General features: G+C 36.4%; 20 protein-coding genes and 1 pseudogene. 18 read left to right on the top strand and 3 right to left on the bottom strand.

Annotation, left to right across the window (positions count from 1 at the left end; translation table 11 throughout):
* The first annotated feature begins 23 nt into the window (after positions 1-23).
* Together QE429_RS11035 and QE429_RS11040 are read left to right on the top strand one after the other, a co-directional pair.
* Positions 24-680, top strand: coding sequence for a reverse transcriptase-like protein (locus tag QE429_RS11035; protein ID WP_307287046.1), 657 nt, complete (start codon positions 24-26; stop codon positions 678-680).
* A 20-nt stretch (positions 681-700) separates the two neighbouring features.
* Entirely contained in the window at positions 701-886 is a 186-nt protein-coding gene (locus QE429_RS11040) for a zinc-finger domain-containing protein (RefSeq protein WP_307287047.1), read from the top strand.
* Between the two features lie 63 nt (positions 887-949).
* Here the strand turns inward: QE429_RS11040 and cspD are convergent, their stop codons facing one another.
* Positions 950-1,150, bottom strand: a complete 201-nt coding sequence (gene cspD / locus QE429_RS11045) for a cold-shock protein CspD (protein WP_026563856.1) — start codon at positions 1,148-1,150, stop codon at positions 950-952.
* 283 nt (positions 1,151-1,433) lie between these two features.
* On the opposite strand from cspD, the gene QE429_RS11050 reads away from it, so the two are divergent.
* The 3 genes from QE429_RS11050 to mntR all read left to right on the top strand — a co-directional run bounded on the left by QE429_RS11050 (position 1,434) and on the right by mntR (position 4,556).
* Complete coding sequence (locus QE429_RS11050; protein WP_307287048.1) at positions 1,434-1,715, top strand: hypothetical protein; 282 nt, start codon at positions 1,434-1,436, stop codon at positions 1,713-1,715.
* Positions 1,716-1,868: 153 nt separating this feature from the next.
* Positions 1,869-4,037: a DNA topoisomerase III gene (locus tag QE429_RS11055; RefSeq protein ID WP_307287049.1), complete on the top strand. Its 2,169-nt coding sequence runs from the start codon at positions 1,869-1,871 to the stop codon at positions 4,035-4,037.
* A gap of 93 nt (positions 4,038-4,130) precedes the next feature.
* Positions 4,131-4,556, top strand: a complete 426-nt coding sequence (gene mntR, locus QE429_RS11060; protein WP_307287050.1) for a transcriptional regulator MntR — start codon at positions 4,131-4,133, stop codon at positions 4,554-4,556.
* Positions 4,557-4,821: 265 nt separating this feature from the next.
* Here mntR and QE429_RS11065 read toward each other — a convergent pair whose 3' ends face one another.
* Complete coding sequence (locus tag QE429_RS11065) at positions 4,822-5,034, bottom strand: DUF3892 domain-containing protein (protein WP_307287051.1); 213 nt, start codon at positions 5,032-5,034, stop codon at positions 4,822-4,824.
* Positions 5,035-5,152: 118 nt separating this feature from the next.
* Positions 5,153-6,062, bottom strand: a pseudogene (metA, locus tag QE429_RS11070) (homoserine O-acetyltransferase MetA).
* A 240-nt stretch (positions 6,063-6,302) separates the two neighbouring features.
* On the opposite strand from metA, the gene QE429_RS11075 reads away from it, so the two are divergent.
* From QE429_RS11075 to QE429_RS11135, 13 genes are all read left to right on the top strand, one after another.
* On the top strand, positions 6,303-7,982 hold the full coding sequence (locus QE429_RS11075) for a formate--tetrahydrofolate ligase (RefSeq protein WP_307287052.1): 1,680 nt from the start codon (positions 6,303-6,305) through the stop codon (positions 7,980-7,982).
* A 17-nt stretch (positions 7,983-7,999) separates the two neighbouring features.
* Entirely contained in the window at positions 8,000-8,533 is a 534-nt protein-coding gene (locus QE429_RS11080) for a hypothetical protein (protein WP_307287053.1), read from the top strand.
* Between the two features lie 136 nt (positions 8,534-8,669).
* The gene (locus QE429_RS11085; protein ID WP_307287054.1) at positions 8,670-9,518 is read left to right on the top strand and encodes a DegV family protein; all 849 of its coding nucleotides are present in this window, start codon (positions 8,670-8,672) and stop codon (positions 9,516-9,518) included.
* A gap of 95 nt (positions 9,519-9,613) precedes the next feature.
* Positions 9,614-10,264, top strand: a complete 651-nt coding sequence (locus QE429_RS11090) for an HD domain-containing protein (RefSeq protein WP_307287055.1) — start codon at positions 9,614-9,616, stop codon at positions 10,262-10,264.
* The gene (gene abc-f, locus QE429_RS11095) at positions 10,261-12,150 is read left to right on the top strand and encodes a ribosomal protection-like ABC-F family protein (RefSeq protein WP_307287056.1); all 1,890 of its coding nucleotides are present in this window, start codon (positions 10,261-10,263) and stop codon (positions 12,148-12,150) included. The genes QE429_RS11090 and abc-f overlap by 4 nt, the downstream gene beginning before the upstream one ends.
* A 10-nt stretch (positions 12,151-12,160) precedes the next feature.
* Positions 12,161-13,291, top strand: a complete 1,131-nt coding sequence (locus QE429_RS11100; protein WP_307287057.1) for a conserved virulence factor C family protein — start codon at positions 12,161-12,163, stop codon at positions 13,289-13,291.
* A gap of 72 nt (positions 13,292-13,363) precedes the next feature.
* A complete protein-coding gene (locus QE429_RS11105) occupies positions 13,364-13,798 on the top strand; it encodes a BrxA/BrxB family bacilliredoxin (protein WP_307287058.1) in 435 nt (144 codons plus the stop codon).
* Positions 13,799-13,891: 93 nt separating this feature from the next.
* Complete coding sequence (locus QE429_RS11110) at positions 13,892-14,629, top strand: class I SAM-dependent methyltransferase (protein ID WP_307290772.1); 738 nt, start codon at positions 13,892-13,894, stop codon at positions 14,627-14,629.
* Positions 14,630-14,773: 144 nt separating this feature from the next.
* Entirely contained in the window at positions 14,774-15,364 is a 591-nt protein-coding gene (locus QE429_RS11115) for a YpjP family protein (protein WP_307287059.1), read from the top strand.
* 95 nt (positions 15,365-15,459) lie between these two features.
* Complete coding sequence (locus QE429_RS11120) at positions 15,460-16,041, top strand: TerD family protein (protein WP_307287060.1); 582 nt, start codon at positions 15,460-15,462, stop codon at positions 16,039-16,041.
* A 129-nt stretch (positions 16,042-16,170) separates the two neighbouring features.
* The gene (locus QE429_RS11125) at positions 16,171-16,941 is read left to right on the top strand and encodes a TerC family protein (RefSeq protein WP_307287061.1); all 771 of its coding nucleotides are present in this window, start codon (positions 16,171-16,173) and stop codon (positions 16,939-16,941) included.
* A gap of 80 nt (positions 16,942-17,021) precedes the next feature.
* A complete protein-coding gene (locus QE429_RS11130; protein ID WP_307287062.1) occupies positions 17,022-18,209 on the top strand; it encodes an HpcH/HpaI aldolase/citrate lyase family protein in 1,188 nt (395 codons plus the stop codon).
* Positions 18,160-19,509 carry a phosphoribosyltransferase family protein gene (locus QE429_RS11135; RefSeq protein WP_307287063.1) on the top strand — a complete coding sequence of 450 codons (1,350 nt, stop codon included), beginning with the start codon at positions 18,160-18,162 and terminating at the stop codon, positions 19,507-19,509. The genes QE429_RS11130 and QE429_RS11135 overlap by 50 nt, the downstream gene beginning before the upstream one ends.
* Positions 19,510-19,513: the final 4 nt, after the last annotated feature.

Consider the following 19,513-nt stretch of genomic DNA (forward strand, 5'->3'; position numbering starts at 1 on the left):
TCATTCATGAGAGGCTGAATAAAATGAATTATAAATTAGAGTGGAAATATAAATTGAAGAGTAACGAAAAAGTGCATTTTTCATCAGAGTACGTTTCTGGAGAAGTTGCCATACAGATTGGTGAGGAGCTTGAAGCGACAGGAAAAGTATCTGAATTGTATTTTTATGATGAAAAAGGGACATCTTGGATTTTAAAAGAAATGAAAAAACTGCTCACTGAAATTGAGGAAGAACCTCATGATATTACCGTTTATTTTGATGGAGGGTATCAAAAGGATTCAAATTTAGCGGGATTAGGAGCTGTAATATTTTTTAAACAGGGCAAAAAGAAATACCGTATTAGGGCTAATGAGCGTCTAGAACAATTGGAGAACAACAATGAAGCCGAATATGCAGCTTTTTACTATGCTCTGAATATTTTAGAGGATTTAGGTGTTCAGCAATTATCCTGCGAGTTCAAAGGTGACTCTCAAGGTATATTAAAACAACTTGAAGGGGAATGGCCATGCTATGAAGAAACACTAAATCGCTGGCTAGATCGGATTGAGGAAAAACTTAAAGCACTCGGTCTCGTACCTAAGTATACTGTCATTTCTAGAAAAGAAAACAAAGAGGCAGATCGGTTAGCCACCCAGGCTTTAGAAGGTAAAGAAATATTCGCAAAAACATTAATTCTATAATCGAAGGGTGCGTTTACTTAATGGAACAAGTATGTAGAAGGGAATTGTTAAGTCATATGGAAAACTTAATGATTCATTACTGTGAGGGCTGTTTTTTACACCAGCATATAAAAAAAGAAAATGGACGAAGAGCAGCACATCGATTTTGTATAAGCCAATGTACAGTTGGTGAAAAATTGCAGGAATATGGGAAAAAACTAAAGTAAGGATGAATACGTATAAAAAGGCTGACGAGTAACGTCAGCCTTTGAGTGGTTATAATTATAAGATTAAAGTTTTACTACGTTAGCAGCTTGTGGTCCGCGGTTTCCTTCAACGATTTCGAAAGAAACTTCTTGGCCTTCTTCTAATGATTTGAAGCCTTCACCAGTGATAGCGCTGAAGTGTACGAATACATCGTCTCCGCCTTCAACTTCGATAAAACCGAAACCTTTTTCATTGTTAAACCATTTAACTTTACCGTTTTGCATGTACTTCTTCCTCCTAAGCCTTTCAAGACACCCTGGTGTCAAAGATAAATATTATCATGTAATAAAAAAACAGCAACTTTATGTGCATTATTTAATTGGTACATGATGCTTTAAATATACAATAAGGAAATAATACAGTCAAGAAATGCAAACGTTTTTTTGGTTATTTTATCAACATTCCTCCAAATTTAACATAAATAGAATTTTAATGTTCGTCTAACATAAAATTCCTCCCGCCTCATATGTTAAATTAATAATATTTTGTTATAGAGGCGGGGATATCATGTTTCGATTTTCAATTGCAGGGGAGGATTGGATCCTACGATTCTCACCACAAGTTTTTATTGATGCGGCAGAAAAACAGGCCATCTTGATGTCGTTGCTTCATATTGGTGAGGAATTAGCTGATTTTTCTCATGGAAATGCGTTTATTATGTTTGCAAAGAAAATTGGTGCCATAGTTTTTGATGTTGAAAGAATTCCCTCCCTTATTTTAACTGTTTCCAATATTATTCCTGAAGAAAACTGGTATTTACAAGACATACCTTTAAATAAATTAAAGTAGAAATCGTCTAATATTTTTAGGGTCGCCTATCACAGGCGACCCTCTTTAAGTTTTTTTGTTATAAAAATTTCTCTAGATTTTTCAAACTTTACGGTTAATGAATTTAATGGGAAAATGAAATCATGGATGCTTTGTAAAAAGGGAGCAATTGAAATGAAATTAATTATTGCCGAGAAACCTGATCAAGGATCAACATTAGCGTCAATTTTTAAGCATAAAAAGCAAAATGGATTTATTGAAATTTTCCCCAATGATATTTTTCCAAAAGGTGCTTATGTGACTTGGGCTATTGGACATATTTGTCAATTGGTAGCTCCAGAAAAGTATCAGTCTGGCTGGAAAAAATGGTCATTAGAAAATCTGCCAATTATACCTGAGCAATTTGAATATGAAGTAACTAAAGATAAAGCTAAACAATATCAGGTTATCCAAAAACTAATTGAGAATCCGGCAGTAACAGAAATTATCCATGCCGGGGATGCAGGGCGTGAAGGCGAACTCATCATTCGTAATATTCTTAGATTAACTAAATGTAAGAAACCGATGAGAAGATTATGGATTTCTTCGTTAACAGCAAATGCTATTAAAGACGGATTTAAAAAACTGCTAGAAGAAAAAGATACAAGAAATCTATATTTTGAAGCGTATACAAGAGCATGTGCTGATTGGGTAGTTGGTATGAATGCATCAAGACTATACAGTTTGTTACTTCAAAAACAGGGTTTTTCTGATGTTTTTTCCGTTGGAAGAGTGCAAACGCCAACGTTGGCCTTAATAGTGAAAAGAGAATTAGAAATAGAGAATTTTAAATCTGAACCATTTTGGGAGGTTCTTGCTCACTTTAAAGTCAATGGTAAGAAATATAGTGGCAAATGGCAAAATGACGGAGAAACAAGAGTGAAAACAAAAGAATTAGCTGAAAAAGTAGCCGCATTTTGTCGAGAAAAACCTGCTGAGGTTAGTGAAGTACAATCAGAGAAAAAGGAATTTTTGCCACCTTTACTATATAATTTATCTGCACTTCAAGCAGAAGCAAATAAACGTTTTAAATTTTCGCCTAAAAAAACACTAGATATCATGCAAAAGCTCTACCAAAAAGGAAATGTTTCCTATCCACGCTCAGACTCTCGGTATGTAACCAAAGAAGAAGCCATTACTTTCCCGGATATACTGAAAAAATTAAGTCATATTAAAGACTATGCTGCTTTTTTTCCATTACCCAATCAATCCATAATTGAAAATAAGCGATATGTAAATGAAAAAAAGGTTACGGATCACTACGCAATTATTCCAACAGAACAAATACCCAATGTAGAAAAACTAAGCCCAGATGAGCGGAAAATCTATGATTTAGTGGTTACTAGCTTAATTGCGGCACACTATAATAAATCGATTGCTGAATATACGACGGTGACCACTTTAGTAGATGGAAGGGCTGCATTTATTTCAAAAGGGAAAGTTCAAATAGAAGAAGGTTGGAAAAAGGTAATAAAATCAAAAGATCGGGAAGATGAACCTGCACTCCCGTCTTTGATAAAAGGAGAACAAGGAATAACTGAGAAGGTAGAAGTGAAAGAAAGTCAAACACAGCCACCAAAGAGATATACGGAAGGGCAACTGATTACGTTAATGAAAACGGCTGGTAGGCATATAGATGATAAGGAGCTTGAGAAAGTATTATCAAAAACGGAAGGCCTTGGAACAGAGGCCACAAGAGCAGGCATTATTACTATGCTAAAGGATCGATTATACATTGAAGTAAAAAAGAACGTAGTGTACGCAACTGCAAAGGCAAAAATATTAATCGATGCTATTGGTTCAGAAATCCTTGCATCACCGGAAATGACTGCTAAATGGGAGCAGAAGTTAAAAGAAATTTCTGAAGGCTCGGCTGTACCGAAGCAATTTATGGATCAAACAAAGAAGATGGTTATACATTTAATTTCATCTAGTCTAGAGCAGGAACAAAAGTGGTCCTTTTCGGATGACCTACGCGATCAATTTACTCCTGGAAAACAAAAAAACAAAAGGCAAACTTATACGAAACTTGGAACTTGTAAAAAATGTGATGGATCTATAGTTGATAAGGGAAGCTTTTACGGATGTTCTAATTATCAAAAAAACCAATGCAATTTTACCATCTCGAAAAAGATTCTTGGGAAAACAATAACACAAAAAAATATTAAACTTCTCCTTTCAGAAGGGAAAACTGAGCTGATAGATGGTTTTAAAAATAAAGACAAAACCTTTAATGCTAGGCTTTTTCTTGATGAGAAGGAGAGTAAAATAAGATTTTTGTTTAACGAACCAGTACCAAAATAATACAAGATTGTTTTATTTAAGTGATAAAGAACCTTGTCACTTAATTTTTTCTATAGTAAACTTTTAATGATTCTTATCAATGGAGGGTACGGGATGCCAACACCTAGTATGGAAGATTATATCGAACAAATATATATATTAATTGAAGAAAAAGGATACGCTCGGGTATCGGATATTGCCGAAGCGCTGTCTGTACATCCCTCCTCAGTAACAAAAATGGTACAAAAATTAGATAAAGATGAATATTTAGTCTATGAAAAGTATCGAGGTCTTAGATTGACCACTAAAGGTAATAAAATAGGCAAGCGCCTAGTTTTTAGACATGAATTACTTGAACAATTCTTAAAAATTATAGGTGTTAAAGACGAGAATATATATGTGGATGTTGAAGGAATTGAACACCATTTGAGTTGGGATTCCATTGACCGAATCGGGGATCTGGTTCAATTTTTTGAGGAAGACCAGTGCAGAGTGGAAGCATTAAAAGAAATCCAAAAACAAAATGAACAAGCTGATTAAAGAAGAGGTTGACTCATAATGGGTCAACCTCTTTTGACAACAAGAATGTATAAAAATCTGACTTCGAGAATTGTCCAGCTCCAGCGCCTAGCCAGTTCTCATCCTGAATATTCTTCCTTGAGTATCTTGTAACAATCATGGCTTGATAAAGCGATGATTGTTACAGCGCGGGTCAAATAACCTTCGGCAATAAAAGTCAAAAGGCGGACTTTTCTTGCCGAAGAACATTTGCCTGTCGGGGCTGACCAAGGCGCTTAAGCTTTTCTTAGAATAAATCTGGATAATGGTCAAAGGACTGATCGTTATCGGGTAGCAAGGAAATTTTTCCTTCCGAATCCTCGATGGCTTGTATCCCTTGTATTAAACCATTTTCAGCTTCCACCAAAGCTTTTCGATAGGAAATAATACGTCCCTCAGATGTCACAAAGCTGATGATTTCGCCTAAATGATTTCTGTGAAGTGCAACAATCGATTCCACAAGAATTTCCCCCTTCCGCACTATTGTTTCTAAAAAATAGGAATAATAAACTCTAATTAAAGATAAATGAAAAAACCAGGACTGGATATTTTCCAGTCCTGGTTTGATGTTTTGACTTCTATTCCCATGAATATGGAGTTTCTTGATAAACATAATAATTAAGCCAATTCGAAAAAAATAAATGACCATGTGACCTCCAGCGGTTGATTGGCGGCTGTGTCGGATCGTTGTTAGGAAAATAGTTTTCTGGCATATGTATCTCAAGCCCTTTGTTAAGATCTCTAGAATATTCCTGTGCTAAGGAATCAGATTCATATTCTAAATGACCAGTTATCATTACTTGCTTTCTATCACATGATGCGATTAATAATGCACCAGCATTTTCTGAAGCAGCCAGTAACTTTAATTTAGGATTATTTTTAATTGCTTCAATTGATACATCTGTGTAACGAGAATGGGGAGCATAAAAAATATCATCGAATCCACGTAATAAAATGTCATTTTGCTCAAAAATTTGGTGTGCATAAATGCCTGAGCATTTTCGTTCCAGTTCAAATTTACCAATTTCATAATGATAATAAAGTGCTGCCTGTGCTCCCCAGCAAATATGTAGGGTTGAAGTGACATTTTTGTTGGTCCATTCCATAATTTCCTTTAGTTCAGGCCAGTACTTTACTTGATCAAATTCTAAAAGTTCCACAGGAGCACCTGTAATGATCATACCATCAAACTTTTGATTTTTTATTTTGAGAGAAAGTAGTATAAAACTGTTCTAAATGTTGTTTACTGGTATGGGTTGATTCATAAGAAATTGTTTTTAAAAAATTTACGTTAATCTGTAATGGAGTATTTCCAAGTAATCGTAAAAGCTGTGTCTCCGCTCTTTCTTTTTCGGGCATCAGATTTAATATGAGAATATTTAATGGCCGGATATCCTGAGTGGTTGCACGTTCGTTATCCATGATGAAAATATTCTCCTGCTCGAGGACCTCTCGTGCAGGTAAGAGCTTTGGAATGTTAATAGGCAAGTGACCATCCCCTTTTTATTATAGTCCATTTGTACTTTTATACGTAATCCATTAATACAACGGTATGTAACACATGTCAATGAATATTTGAAAAATTCGATATTTAAATTATAAACATTATTATAATTTCAGAAAAGATAATATTTTGTTCATAAAATCATATCGGAATGAAACCCCTTATTTGATACAATGAGAGGGTAGTCTTAAACAATTTGTTGAATGCGGGGGATTAATTTGGTTATGACAAAAGTAAAGTCAGACATTGAAATTGCACAAGAATCAAAAATGAAGCCGATTGTTGAAATCGCTGAAAAAATTGGTTTAGTAGAAGATGATCTTGAACTCTACGGAAAATATAAAGCAAAAATCTCCAACGAAGCACTATCCAAGATAAAAACGAAAGAAAACGGTAAAATCATCCTTGTTACTTCGATTAATCCAACGCCTGCAGGAGAAGGAAAATCGACGGTTACTGTGGGATTAGGGGATGCATTCAACCGCATTGGAAAAAAAGCAATGATTGCGATGCGAGAGCCTTCTTTAGGACCTACCATGGGAATTAAAGGAGGAGCGACGGGTGGAGGATTTTCTCAAGTACTACCAATGGAAGATATTAACCTTCACTTTACAGGAGATTTACATGCGATTACGACTGCAAACAATGCCCTCGCAGCATTAATCGATAACCATATTCAACAGGGGAATGAATTAAAAATTGATCAGCGTCGTATTGTTTGGAAACGGGCTGTTGATTTAAATGATCGTGCCTTAAGGAAAGTAATTATTGGGCTAGGGGGACCGCTTCAAGGTGTTCCTCGTGAAGATGGTTTTGATATTACTGTAGCCTCTGAGATTATGGCAGTATTATGTTTAGCAACTGATTTAAAGGACTTAAAATTACGATTATCAAAGATGGTCGTTGCCTATAATTACAATAAGGAACCTGTTACAGTGGGTGACCTAGGGGTTGAAGGTGCATTAACTTTGTTATTAAAAGAGGCGATTAAGCCCAATTTAGTTCAAACGATTGAACATACCCCAGCGTTGATTCATGGCGGGCCATTTGCTAATATTGCACACGGTTGTAACAGTGTGATTGCTACTACTGCAGCAGCCAAGTTAGCTGACTATGTCATCACAGAAGGCGGTTTCGGGGCTGATTTAGGAGCGGAAAAATTCCTACATATTAAATCAAGAAGTGCTGGAATTAAACCAGAGGCTGTTGTTATCGTTGCAACTATTCGTGCTCTGAAAATGCATGGAGGAGTTGAGAAAACGGAACTAGCTAAAGAGAATGTGGCTTCATTAACACTTGGATTTGCTAATCTCCAAAAGCACATTGAGACTATAAAAAGTTTTGGATTACCAGTTGTCGTTGCCATTAATAAATTTATCACTGACACCGAGTTAGAGGTAAAAACATTATTAGAATGGTGCGAAAGAGAAAATGTTGCGGTAGCATTAACTGAAGTTTGGGAAAAGGGTGGAGAAGGCGGAGTAGAGCTTGCTAAAAAGCTTCTGTCCGTCATTGAACACCAAGAGAACAATTTCCATCCTTTATATGACTTGTCTGATCCTCTTGAACAAAAGGTAAGAACTATTGTTCAAAAAGTTTACGGAGGCAAGGACGTAGAGTTTTCCCAAAAAGCCAAAAAACAGTTGCTGGATTTTGATAAGTTCGGTTGGTCCAACCTTGCTATTTGTATGGCTAAATCACAATATTCATTATCTGATGATCCTACAAAGCTTGGAAGACCAACAGACTTTACCGTTACGGTAAGAGAATTTAAACCATCAATTGGGGCTGGATTTATTGTTGCGTTGACAGGAGAGGTAATGACCATGCCTGGACTACCTAAAAAACCAGCTGCATTAAATATGGATGTTGATGAAAACGGAAAGGCACTAGGGCTTTTCTAAAAGGAGTCGAAACATAGATGTTTGATCCAACAGCCTTTGATAATATGAAGGTAATTATTGAAGGCGCATTATATGATAGGGACCTTGATGGAGAGATCATTATAACTGATCGTAATGACATGATCAACATGGCCAAAATGTCCCGTCATTTTAATATTTGCTTTTCCTTTCCTCATGTAAAGGGAAAAGAGGTCTCAGCGAAAATGGAATTGGAGTCAATGCTTGTGCATTTATCATCAGAGCTTATTCCAGGCTCAGAAACGAAACACCTTACCGGATGTTTCGTAAAGCCTTATTTTACTTTTGAAGTAGAGGAAACTGAACTAGATTACTTGAGACTTCATACTATTTTCAGTGAATTATGGGGCACTTCTCGGAAAATTACTCTCTCCATTCAACAACAGCCACTAAACCCTAATAGTAAGAAAACGGGGAGTATTACAGTGGACTTTGAGCGAATAATAACAGAAGATCAGATGGATGATTTAGTTGAAATGATAGATGTAATGATTACCACACTACAAAAAATAACCGATTATCTAACTAAATAGGAAGAAATTCAAAATAAGGCTGTCTCAATTGAGACAGCCCTTTTTTGTTTTAAATATTTACAATATTCAAATTTAAAGGTACGATATCATTACCTAGATAATATGACCTCATACTAATTTTTAAGGGGAGATCACATTGGTCAAAACGGCTTGGGTAACTGATAGTACTGCATTTTTAGATGAAGAATGTAAAAATCATCCAGATTTATATACAATCCCACTAAATATAATGCTAGACGGGGAGGAATATTCAGATGGCATTGACTTATCTCCATCTGAATTGTTTGAGCGATTAAAGCATTTGAACTCTCCTCCTAAAACTTCACAGCCTTCTGTTGGTGCGTTTCAAGAATTATATGAGCGGCTTGCAAAAGACTATGACCAAATTGTAACGGTTCTTCTATCTGGTAAACTTAGTGGAACAGTTTCTTCGAGTGAGCAGGCAGCAAAGCTTGTTGATATCCCTGTAATCACTTTTGATTCAAAAATACTGACCTATCCAATGACTGCCATACTAAAAGAGGGAATGAAACTTCTTAATAGCGGCAACACCCTAGAAGCAGTTCTTGATCGGATGGAAAAGATAAGGGATACCAATGAGACTTATGTCCTTGTTGGTAGTTTAGAACAGCTTCACCGCGGCGGAAGGATGAATGGAGTACAATTTTTCTTAGGTAGTTTGCTAAATGTTAAACCCATCATCTCAATTGAAGATGGAGTACTACATGCAAAGGAAAAAGTACGAAGTGAGAAAAAGGCTAAAGAAAAAATCCTTGATTATTTGAGGGCATCTCACGAAAAGTATCAATTCAGAGAAGTTTATATATTATACGGTTTACATGAAGATCAGGCAATTAGTTGGAAGGCTGAGTTAGAGCAACAGTTTCCGTCATTAACAGTGATTTGTTGTCCATTAGGTGCTGTTATTGGCGTGCATGCCGGAGAAAATACACTTGGAATAAGCTGGCATAATGCATTGATATAAATTGTAAGAATAGTTTTGAAAAGTAACTCCTAACCCTAGGGGTTATTTTTTCGCCATTTTTCGTGGTAAAATAGCTAGGGTGAAAGTAGGTGCCGATGATGAAAAAACAAATCATAGAGAAAACAGAAGCATTTGTTCGAAATGAATTAGGAGACGATGCTACCGGTCATGATTGGTTCCATGTAAATCGTGTTCGAATGAATGCTTTACATATTTGCAAGGAGGAAAAAAAGGGAGATCCATTTATAATTGAAATTGCTGCCCTTCTTCATGATATACCAGATGAAAAACTAAATGAAACTGTCGAAAAAGGAAAAGCGAAACTGGATACATTTCTTCAAACGATTATGCTTTCTAATGAAGAACAGTCGCATATTATCCAAATCATCAACTCGATTTCCTATAAAGGCGGCAGAAAAAAAGAACTTGAGTCTGTTGAAGCAAAAATTGTCCAAGATGCTGACCGCTTAGATGCAATTGGGGCAATCGGTATAGCAAGGACATTTGCTTACGGAGGAAAAAAAGGTCAACTAATATATGACCCAAACATTCAAGTTAGAAAAGAAATGAGCGAGATAGAATATCGCAAAGGAAAATCGACCAGCATTCATCATTTTTATGAAAAACTGTTAAAATTAAAGGATTTGTTAAATACTGATGTTGCTAAAAGGATGGCAGAATCCCGTCACCAATCGATGGTCCTGTTTTTAGAGCAATTTTACCGAGAGTGGGAGGGACAAGAATGAAAATGCTCACAGTAGAAAATGTTTCGAAAACGTATGGGGAGAAACAACTCTTTAATAATATTTCTTTCACTATTAGTGAAAAAGAGCGTGTAGGTTTAATCGGCATCAATGGAACAGGTAAATCCTCATTATTAAAAATTATCGCTGGTGTGGACCAAGCTGATTCAGGGAAAATTATTTCCGGTAAAGATTATTCGATCTCCTTTTTAAGTCAACAACCGGACTTGGATGTAAGTAAAACTGTCCTTGAACAAGTCTTTCATGGTGAAGCGCCCATATTGAAGCTCATGCGTGAATACGAAAGCACTCTTTTGTTGCTTGATACTGACCCAAATAATACGTCTGTACAGGAAGAACTATTTCGATTACAGAAGCAAATGGATGCCCTAGATGCATGGGATGCCAGTACGAATGCGAAGTCCATCTTGACGAAATTAGGAATTGCAGACTTCACAAAGATAGTTGGGGAGCTGTCCGGCGGTCAAAAAAAGCGTGTTGCGTTAGCTCAAGTATTAATCGAAGAGCCAGATTTATTAATTTTAGACGAACCAACTAACCATCTCGATTTTGACTCAGTAAAATGGCTGGAAGATTATTTAAGTAGATATAGCGGTTCTATCTTACTTGTTACCCATGATCGTTACTTTCTAGACCGTGTTGCTAATAGAATGTTTGAATTAGATGGTGGAAATCTTTATAGCTACAAGGGGAACTATGCTGCGTTTTTAGAGGCGCAGGCTATTCGGGAAGAAAATGAAGCGGCAACCTTTGAGAAAAGAAAGAATCTTTTTAGGCGAGAACTAGAATGGATGAGACGAGGTGCAAAGGCTAGGACCACTAAACAAAAGGCTAGAATTCAACGCTTTGAGGAACTAGATGATAAGCTTACTGGTGGGAAGCCTTCCGCAGAAAAGCTCGATATCTCTTTACATGGAAGCAGACTAGGGAAACAAGTGTTTGAACTAAAAGACGCTTCCAAGCGATATTCGGACAAAACAATCTTGAATCACTTTGACCTACTGGTTAAACCGGGCGACAGAATTGGAATTATCGGCCAAAATGGTGCTGGGAAATCTACATTGTTAAATATTCTAGCTAAAAGAATTCCGCTTGATGAAGGAGATTTCATCATGGGTCAAACAGTTAAAATCGCTTATTACACACAAGAAAGCGAAGATATGGATGAAAACAAGCGGATGATAGAATATATTAAAGAAACGGCAGAAATTGTTGAAACTTCTGATGGAAAGACGATATCTGCAACCCAAATGCTCGAACGGTTCCTATTCGCACCATATTCCCATGGAACACTAATCCGAAAGCTTTCTGGTGGAGAAAAGCGCCGCCTATACCTTTTGAAGTTATTAATGACAGCACCCAATGTTCTCTTACTTGATGAGCCGACCAATGATTTAGACACTCAAACATTAACAGTATTAGAAGATTATTTAGAAGAATTTCCGGGAGTGGTTATTACCGTTTCGCATGATCGTTACTTCCTCGATAAGGTGGCTGAACAGCTTCTTGTTTTACGAGGTGAAGGTATAATTGATTCTTTTTACGGAAATTACACTGATTATATTGAAAAAGAAAATGCCTTCGAAGCAAAAAAAACGGTTACGATAACAAACCAACCGTCTAAAGCACAAGAAAAAGAAAAAAAGAAAAAAATGACTTACATGGAGAAAAAAGAGTGGGAAGAAATTGATGTGGTCATCGCAAAAACAGAAGCCCGTTTAGAAGAGGTAGCTGACCAAATGGCGAATATTGGAAGTGATTTTACAAAAGCACAAGAATTAATGAAGTTGGAAACAGAATTAAACGAAAAGCTAGAAGAATTAATTGAGCGCTGGTCGTACCTCTCTGATCTTGCAGAAAATGAATGAGGTGATTGTGTTGAAAATAAAGGCGATTGAACCGACGCCAAGTCCAAATACTATGAAGATAATTTTAAACCAAGAACTCCCAATGGGGAAAAGTCATAATTATAAAAAAGATAGTGTACAAGATGCACCGTCCATCATTCAAGATATCTTAAAGATTGAAGGGATCAAGGGTGTCTACCATGTGGCAGATTTCCTTGCGGTTGAAAGGAATGCAAGATTTGATTGGAAGGAATTATTGCCAAAGGTTCGCAATGCATTTGGTGAGCAGGAAGTAGTAAGGAATGAAACGAGAAAATTAGATCATTTTGGTGAGATTAAAGTTGAAATCCAAATATTTAAAGATATTCCTCTTCAAGTGAAACTTACAGATGGTTCTACTGAAAGAAGATTCGGTATGCCAGAGTATTTCTTAAAAGCAAGAGAGCATGCCCAGCTTCCGGAAGATAATTATATTTTGTTGCGCAAATGGAAAAGTCAGGGTGTTCGATATGGTGATTTCGAGCAAATTGGACAAGATGTTGTCGAAGAGTTAATTGCAGCCTATCCAATGGAAAGATTAGAAGAATTAGTTGAGAAAGCTCAAGAAAATGAATCTTCAATCGATCAAAAGATTCGACCCCTGAGGAAGAAAGTAACATTGGATGATATAAGTAATCCTGATTGGCAGGTTCGTTTTAAGGCTCTTGAACAAATGGACGACCCAGAATTAAGTGATCTGCCAATTTTAGAAAAAGCCTTGTCAGATGAGAAGCCATCTATTCGCAGATTAGCAACAGTATACCTTGGGATGATAAAAGAGAAGGACGTTTTACCGCTTCTCTACAAGGCTCTAAAAGATAAAACCGTAACAGTTAGACGAACAGCGGGTGACTGCTTGTCTGATTTGGGCTTCACTGAGGCACAAGATGAGATGGTAGAGGCATTGAGAGACCAAAGTAAACTTGTTCGCTGGCGTGCTGCCATGTTTTTATTCGAAGTTGGGGATGAAAAGGCCCTTCCTGGCTTAAAGGCTGCGGAAAATGACCCGGAATTTGAAGTGAGTATGCAAGTTAAAATGGCGATTGAACGAATTGCAGGTGGAGAAAAAGCGACTGGTTCTGTTTGGAAACAGATGACAGAAGCGAGAAAAACAGAGGACTAGTTATATTAAATTGCAAACTCTCGATTGAGTATAGTATTCTTATATCGATAATGAGAAACGGAGTGATTCATTGTGACAAATGCATATGAAGAATATATGAAGCAAATGGTATTACCAATGCGCCAAGAGTTAACACGAGCAGGCTTTGAAGAACTTCAATCAGCTGAAGACGTGGAAAAATTTATGGAAAATGTAGAAGGCACTACGCTTGTAGTAGTTAATTCAGTTTGTGGATGCGCAGCTGGATTAGCTCGACCTGCAGCAACTCAAGCTGTTCTAAGTAGTGAAAAGAAACCAGCCCATCTTGTAACTGTTTTTGCGGGACAGGATAAGGAAGCAACTGCTAAAATGCGCGAGTACTTTGAAGGAATTGAGCCTTCTTCTCCATCTATGGCTCTTCTGAAAGATAAAAAAGTCGTTCATTTTATTCCAAGACATGATATCGAAGGAATGCCAATGGAAATGGTTATGCAAAATCTACTGGGTGCATTAGAGGATCATTGCTAATTTGAGGATGTCATATGACGTCCTTTTCTTTTTGGAGGAGTAACTTAGGTGGACAATTTATTCGTAACTACTGCGGGTAGAACTAATCAGGACATGGTTAATCAGGCAATTTTAATTGCACAAAAGCTAGAAGTTCCATATGTGGAAAGAATTAAGAAATCCATCTCGCACTTACAGCAAAAATGGGACAGTTCTTGCATTGTTGTAGGGAAAGAAAGGTTGGAGCTTTTTGAATACGGTGGAAACCAGCCCTTCTTCTTTCATCCAAATTCAGCTATGTTTAGGATTAAGCGTCTGCTTCGGGGAGAGAACGATCCATTTGCAGATATATCCCAGCTGTCTAGAGGGATGTCTATTCTTGATTGTACTCTTGGACTTTCTTCTGATGCTATTGTTGCAAGCTTTCTTGTTGGAAGAGAAGGGAAAGTAATAGGTTTAGAGGGTCAAAAATACTTAGCCTTTGTTGTAAAAAATGGGCTTCAAACTTGGAATTCCGGTCTCGAAATAATGAATAAGGCAATGAAAAGAATTGATGTGATTCATACACATGCACTTGACTATTTAAAAATGCAGCCAAATGCATCTGTAGATTGTGTGTATTTCGATCCCATGTTTGAAGAGAGTGTCCTTGAATCAGATGGAATAAAAGCGCTTGGCAAATTTGCAGTGTATGATGATTTAACCGAAGAAACGCTACAGGAAGCTAAAAGAGTGGCAAAATCTAAAGTTATTTTAAAGGATCATTATAAAAGTAGTCGGTTTGAAAAGTATGGATTTGATGTAGTTAAGAGAAAAACATCTAAATTTCATTTTGGTGTAATAATTAAGTAGAAACTAAAGGCATTTAAGCTTTTAGTTTTTTTTATGAATTTAAGAACTGATTTTTCCATTTTTCAAAAAAAAGAAGTATAATAACTTTTAAGATAGTAAAAATTCTAGCAAAACCAACTTCGATAGAATAAGGTGTGAACTAGTATGAGCAAGTGGCTTCGTAAACCGTTATTTGTATTGATTTCTATTTTAACCTTTGGCCTGGTAACGCCGACGCAGTTAATGAACTCCGTCAATGCAGATAATTTTAAAGATAGAGATGCTTTTGAAGCGACTGCAGATAGAAACTTTACACAGCAAAATGGATTTTATCAAGAATCAGAGTTTAACCGGGAAGAATTTATGGAAGAATTAATAAAACAGGCAGAAATACAGTCCTATCAAAAGTTTGGCACAAAAATTAAGCCTGTAATCGAAGATGAATTTCGTGAAATTATTCTACCAAAAATTGAAATGGCTATAGCACAAACTGCTAATCAATTTCCCGAAGAGGATTTAAAAAACCTTACAATCACGGAGCAACCAGGATCAGGTCTTTCAGAAAAGATATTTAATATTAAAGATAGTGTAACTGGTAAAGATATTTTACGTTTTCATGTGAGACGTGATAATCCACCAAAAGCTGGTTACTGGTTTAATTTTCATTATCATACCATTTATGACGAGTATCAAAGTCATCATGAATTAGGGACTATTTTCTGGGCTAAAAACACGCCGCCTAAGTGGATGAGTTAAGTAATGAAATGGGATAAAAAAATTTATTATAATAAATGAAACCTTTTTTAGAGAAACTCGTAAATAGACTATTACTTAAAATGGAGGAATGAAAAATGGCAGTAAGTTTATCAAAAGGTCAAAAGGTTGATTTAACAAAAACAAATCCTGGGCTAACAAATGTAGTAGTAGGACTTGGCTGGGATACAAACAAGTATGACGGAGGAAATGATTTCGATTTAGATTCATCTGTTTTTCTTTTGGGGGAAAACGGTAAGGTGACTAATGAAACGGATTTCGTTTTCTATAACAATCCTCAAGGTGCAAATGGTGCTGTAGTACATACTGGTGACAATCGTACAGGTGCTGGTGATGGTGATGATGAACAGGTGAAAATTAATCTAACAACGATTCCTGCGAATATTCAACGCATTGCTTTTACAATTACAATTCATGATGCTGACAGCAGAAATCAAAACTTTGGCCAAGTTTCTAATTCCTATGCTCGTATTTTTAATGAGGCAACAGGAGAAGAGTTGATTCGTTATGACTTAGGTGAAGATTTCTCAATTGAGACAGCAATTGTTGTCGGTGAGTTATATCGTCATAATGGTGAATGGAAATTTAGTGCAATCGGAAGTGGATATCAAGGCGGATTAGCTGCCCTTGCTACTGATTTTGGTCTATCCGTAGGTTAGTTATACGAGTAGAAGACCCAGGAATAATTGGGTCTTTTTACAAAATGTAATTTTATTAAAAAGCTAAAGCGCCTAAAATCATCTGATTCAAGGCGCTTGTGCTTTTCAACTTTGGGAGGAATTTTTTTAATGTCAGTGTTAAATCATATCTTAGACACGTATTCCCAATTTTTTAATTGGAGTATGTGGGCAGAAGTATTAACAAATCCTGTAAGCTGGGGTTTGATTGGTACACTAGTTATCTTAGAGGGGTTACTATCTGCTGATAATGCGCTTGTTCTAGCAGTAATGGTAAAGCACCTGCCGCCTGAAAAACGAAAGAAGGCTTTATTCTATGGATTATTAGGTGCGTATGCTTTCCGTTTCATCGCAATTGGAATTGGTGTTTTCCTTATCAAACTTTGGTGGGTAAAAATATTGGGTGCAGGATACCTTGCATGGTTATCAATCAAATACTTTCTTGATAAACGTAAAGGATCTGAAGAGGGCGATGAAGAGTCAGAAGGCTTGAACCAAAGCGGCTTACTTATCCGCTTATTCGGAACATTCTGGGGAACAGTCGTAGCGGTAGAATTAATGGATATCGCCTTCTCTGTTGACAGTGTTCTTGCTGCATTCGGTGTAAGTGAGCAGGTATGGGTCTTATTAGTTGGAGGTATGCTTGGTGTCTTAATGATGCGTGGAGTGGCAGGCGTGTTCTTAACATTGATTGACCGCGTTCCTGAACTTGAAACTACAGCATATATTTTAATCCTAATTATTGCCTTAAAAATGCTTCTTGCTGTTTTCCATATAGATATGGGACATTTAACATTCTTCATTATTCTATTAGTGACTTTCGGAGCTACCTTCGTTGTTCACTTTATGAATAAAAAGAAAGAAGAGAGTAAAGGGAATTAATAATTTTATAATTATATTTAAAGGGGAGCAGACGAAAGTCCGTTTCCTTTATTTTTTACCTTGAACAAGGAGAAAAAATTATGAATTTTTTTACTTATTTTTATGGAGAAGAACTAGATCGATTCTTTTATAAAAAACCTCTGGCGTTTAATAAATACTCTGATCGTGAGCTCTTGTCCTATGGTTTAGGGGCAACCCTTTACATGCCTGCAACACGTCCAAATATCCATCAGGAAATTCTCTCGAAGAAGCATGAGGGTTTGACTTCGCTTGTGATCGATTTAGAGGATGCTGTGGGTGACAATGAAGTGGATGGAGCAGAAACTATGCTCATTATGGAATTGCTTAAATTATATGGTGAAGTGAATAAAGGTTTTTTAAGCTTTGTAGATTTACCGTTAATGTTTATTAGGATTCGAGATGTTGAGCAATTAAGAAGAATAAATGAACAATTGGGTGATGCCACCAAGCTATTAACAGGTGTGGTTCTACCGAAGTTCACTGCTGACACCGGTATAGAATTATTAGAAGAGGTTTTAAAAATTCATTCAACAGAGCATCCTTTTTATGCTATGCCAATCCTTGAGTCCCCAAAAGTAATTCAAAAGGAAACTAGAATGAAAGAATTAATGAATATTAAGAAATTGCTAGATAGATTCCGGGAAAATATTCTGAATGTTCGGATTGGTGCAACTGATTTTTGTGGGCTTTATGGAATCAGAAGGAACGCGGACACCACTGTATATGAAATTGCAGTATTAAGAGACTGTATTTCAGATATTATCAACGTGTTTCAGCGGTTTGATTGTCCTTATGTTGTGTCAGGTCCTGTATGGGAATATTTTTCATCAAAGCAAAGAATGTTAAAGCCACAGCTTAGACAAACCCCTTTCCGTGAAAGGTATGGTGACGAAGGGCTGAAGTGGAGAGCTAAATTAATTGATGAAAATACAGATGGATTCATTCGGGAGATTCTTATGGATATTACAAACGGTTTAACAGGAAAAACAATTATTCATCCATCTCACATAAAAATTGTCCAATCTCTTAATGTTGTTTCCTATGAGGAATATATTGATGCGAAGAATATCATTGAGGCGGCAACCGGCGATATTGGTGTTATGAAAAGTGACTTTGCTAACAAAATGAATGAAATAAAGCCTCATTATTATTGGGCAAAGAAAATCATACTAAAATCACAGCTTTACGGGGTGTTACATGAAGAATTCACAAACATTGACCTTATCAAAAAAGAAGTTTACGTTTAATATTCTTGGTGCAATTGAAACGGAAATAGAAGTAGTTGAAAATATGTATAATCTACCTATTAATGATCTTTTCACGATGGCTGCTCGTATTAATAAAAAGCGCTCATTCTTATTCGTCAGTAAGGTTTTAGGAAAACACTTACCCATTCTTCCGGAAAAGGGGATGTTGACGGCGGCATTATTAGCAGCAAAATACATGGAATCTGTTCAGGGACTACCGTGTGTGGAAAAAGAAAAGTTAATATCTTTATTTACAAGTAAGGGAGATTCTTTTCAACATTCTCCCTTTGTGCCCAAGGAAATTAACCCTATAATAATTGGTTTTGCTGAAACAGCGACTGCACTTGGTCATGCTTTTTTTGATTGTTTCCATTCTGCCGATTTCTTCCATACTACAAGAGAAGAAATGGTAGAGAAAGAGCCAAACATTACATTTGAAGAAGAGCACTCTCATGCAACTGCTCACCGCTGTTACATTCTAAGTGAAATGATAAATAACAACAAGGAAATCATTCTTGTTGATGATGAAATAACAACGGGAAAAACTGCATTAAATATTATCCAATCTATTCACTCCTATTATCCTAGAAAGGAATATACGGTTGTTTCAATATTAGATTGGCGTTCACAAGGAAATAAAGATGACTTCGAACAGCTCGAGAACAAACTTGGAATAAAGATTCATGTGGTAAGTCTTGTGTCTGGAAAGGTACAAGTAATTCAACATAAGGATGTAATCAGTCACTATTATGGAAATGAAGAAGGTAATTTGGAAGAAAAGCAGAAAGTTGAGGTAGTTCAGTTGTCCTCATTGTTCACACCTGTCTCGTATTCTTCCAAGGCAAATGGGAACAAGACACCATATATCAAAGAAACGGGACGTTTTGGTCTCCAAAGTCAAAGAAACTCTTTTCAAGAAAAAGTAAGAAAAGCAGCAAGCTTACTAATTCAGAAAAGGACAGGTAAGAGCACACTTTGTTTAGGAACTGGTGAGTTCATGTATCTTCCAATGAAATTGGCTTCCGAAATGGGAGAGGAAGTGTATTACCAATCTACCACAAGAAGTCCCATACATATTGAAAATGAAGTAGGATATGGTGCCAGATTTGGTATGAAATTTCCGAATCCTGATGATGAATCAGTTACCAATTATGTTTATAATATCCCACCAGGGTTTTATGATGAACTATTTATTTTTTTCGAAAGAGAAGTAGAGTTAGATAGACTGCGACCATTACTGGAGGAACTTAAAAAAACAGGAATTCAGTCGATAAAAATTGTCTTTTTTTCAAAATGTTAGAGGT

Origin of the sequence: Bacillus sp. SORGH_AS_0510, from assembly GCF_030818775.1 — a bacterium.
Taxonomy (GTDB): Bacteria; Bacillota; Bacilli; order Bacillales; family Cytobacillaceae; genus Neobacillus.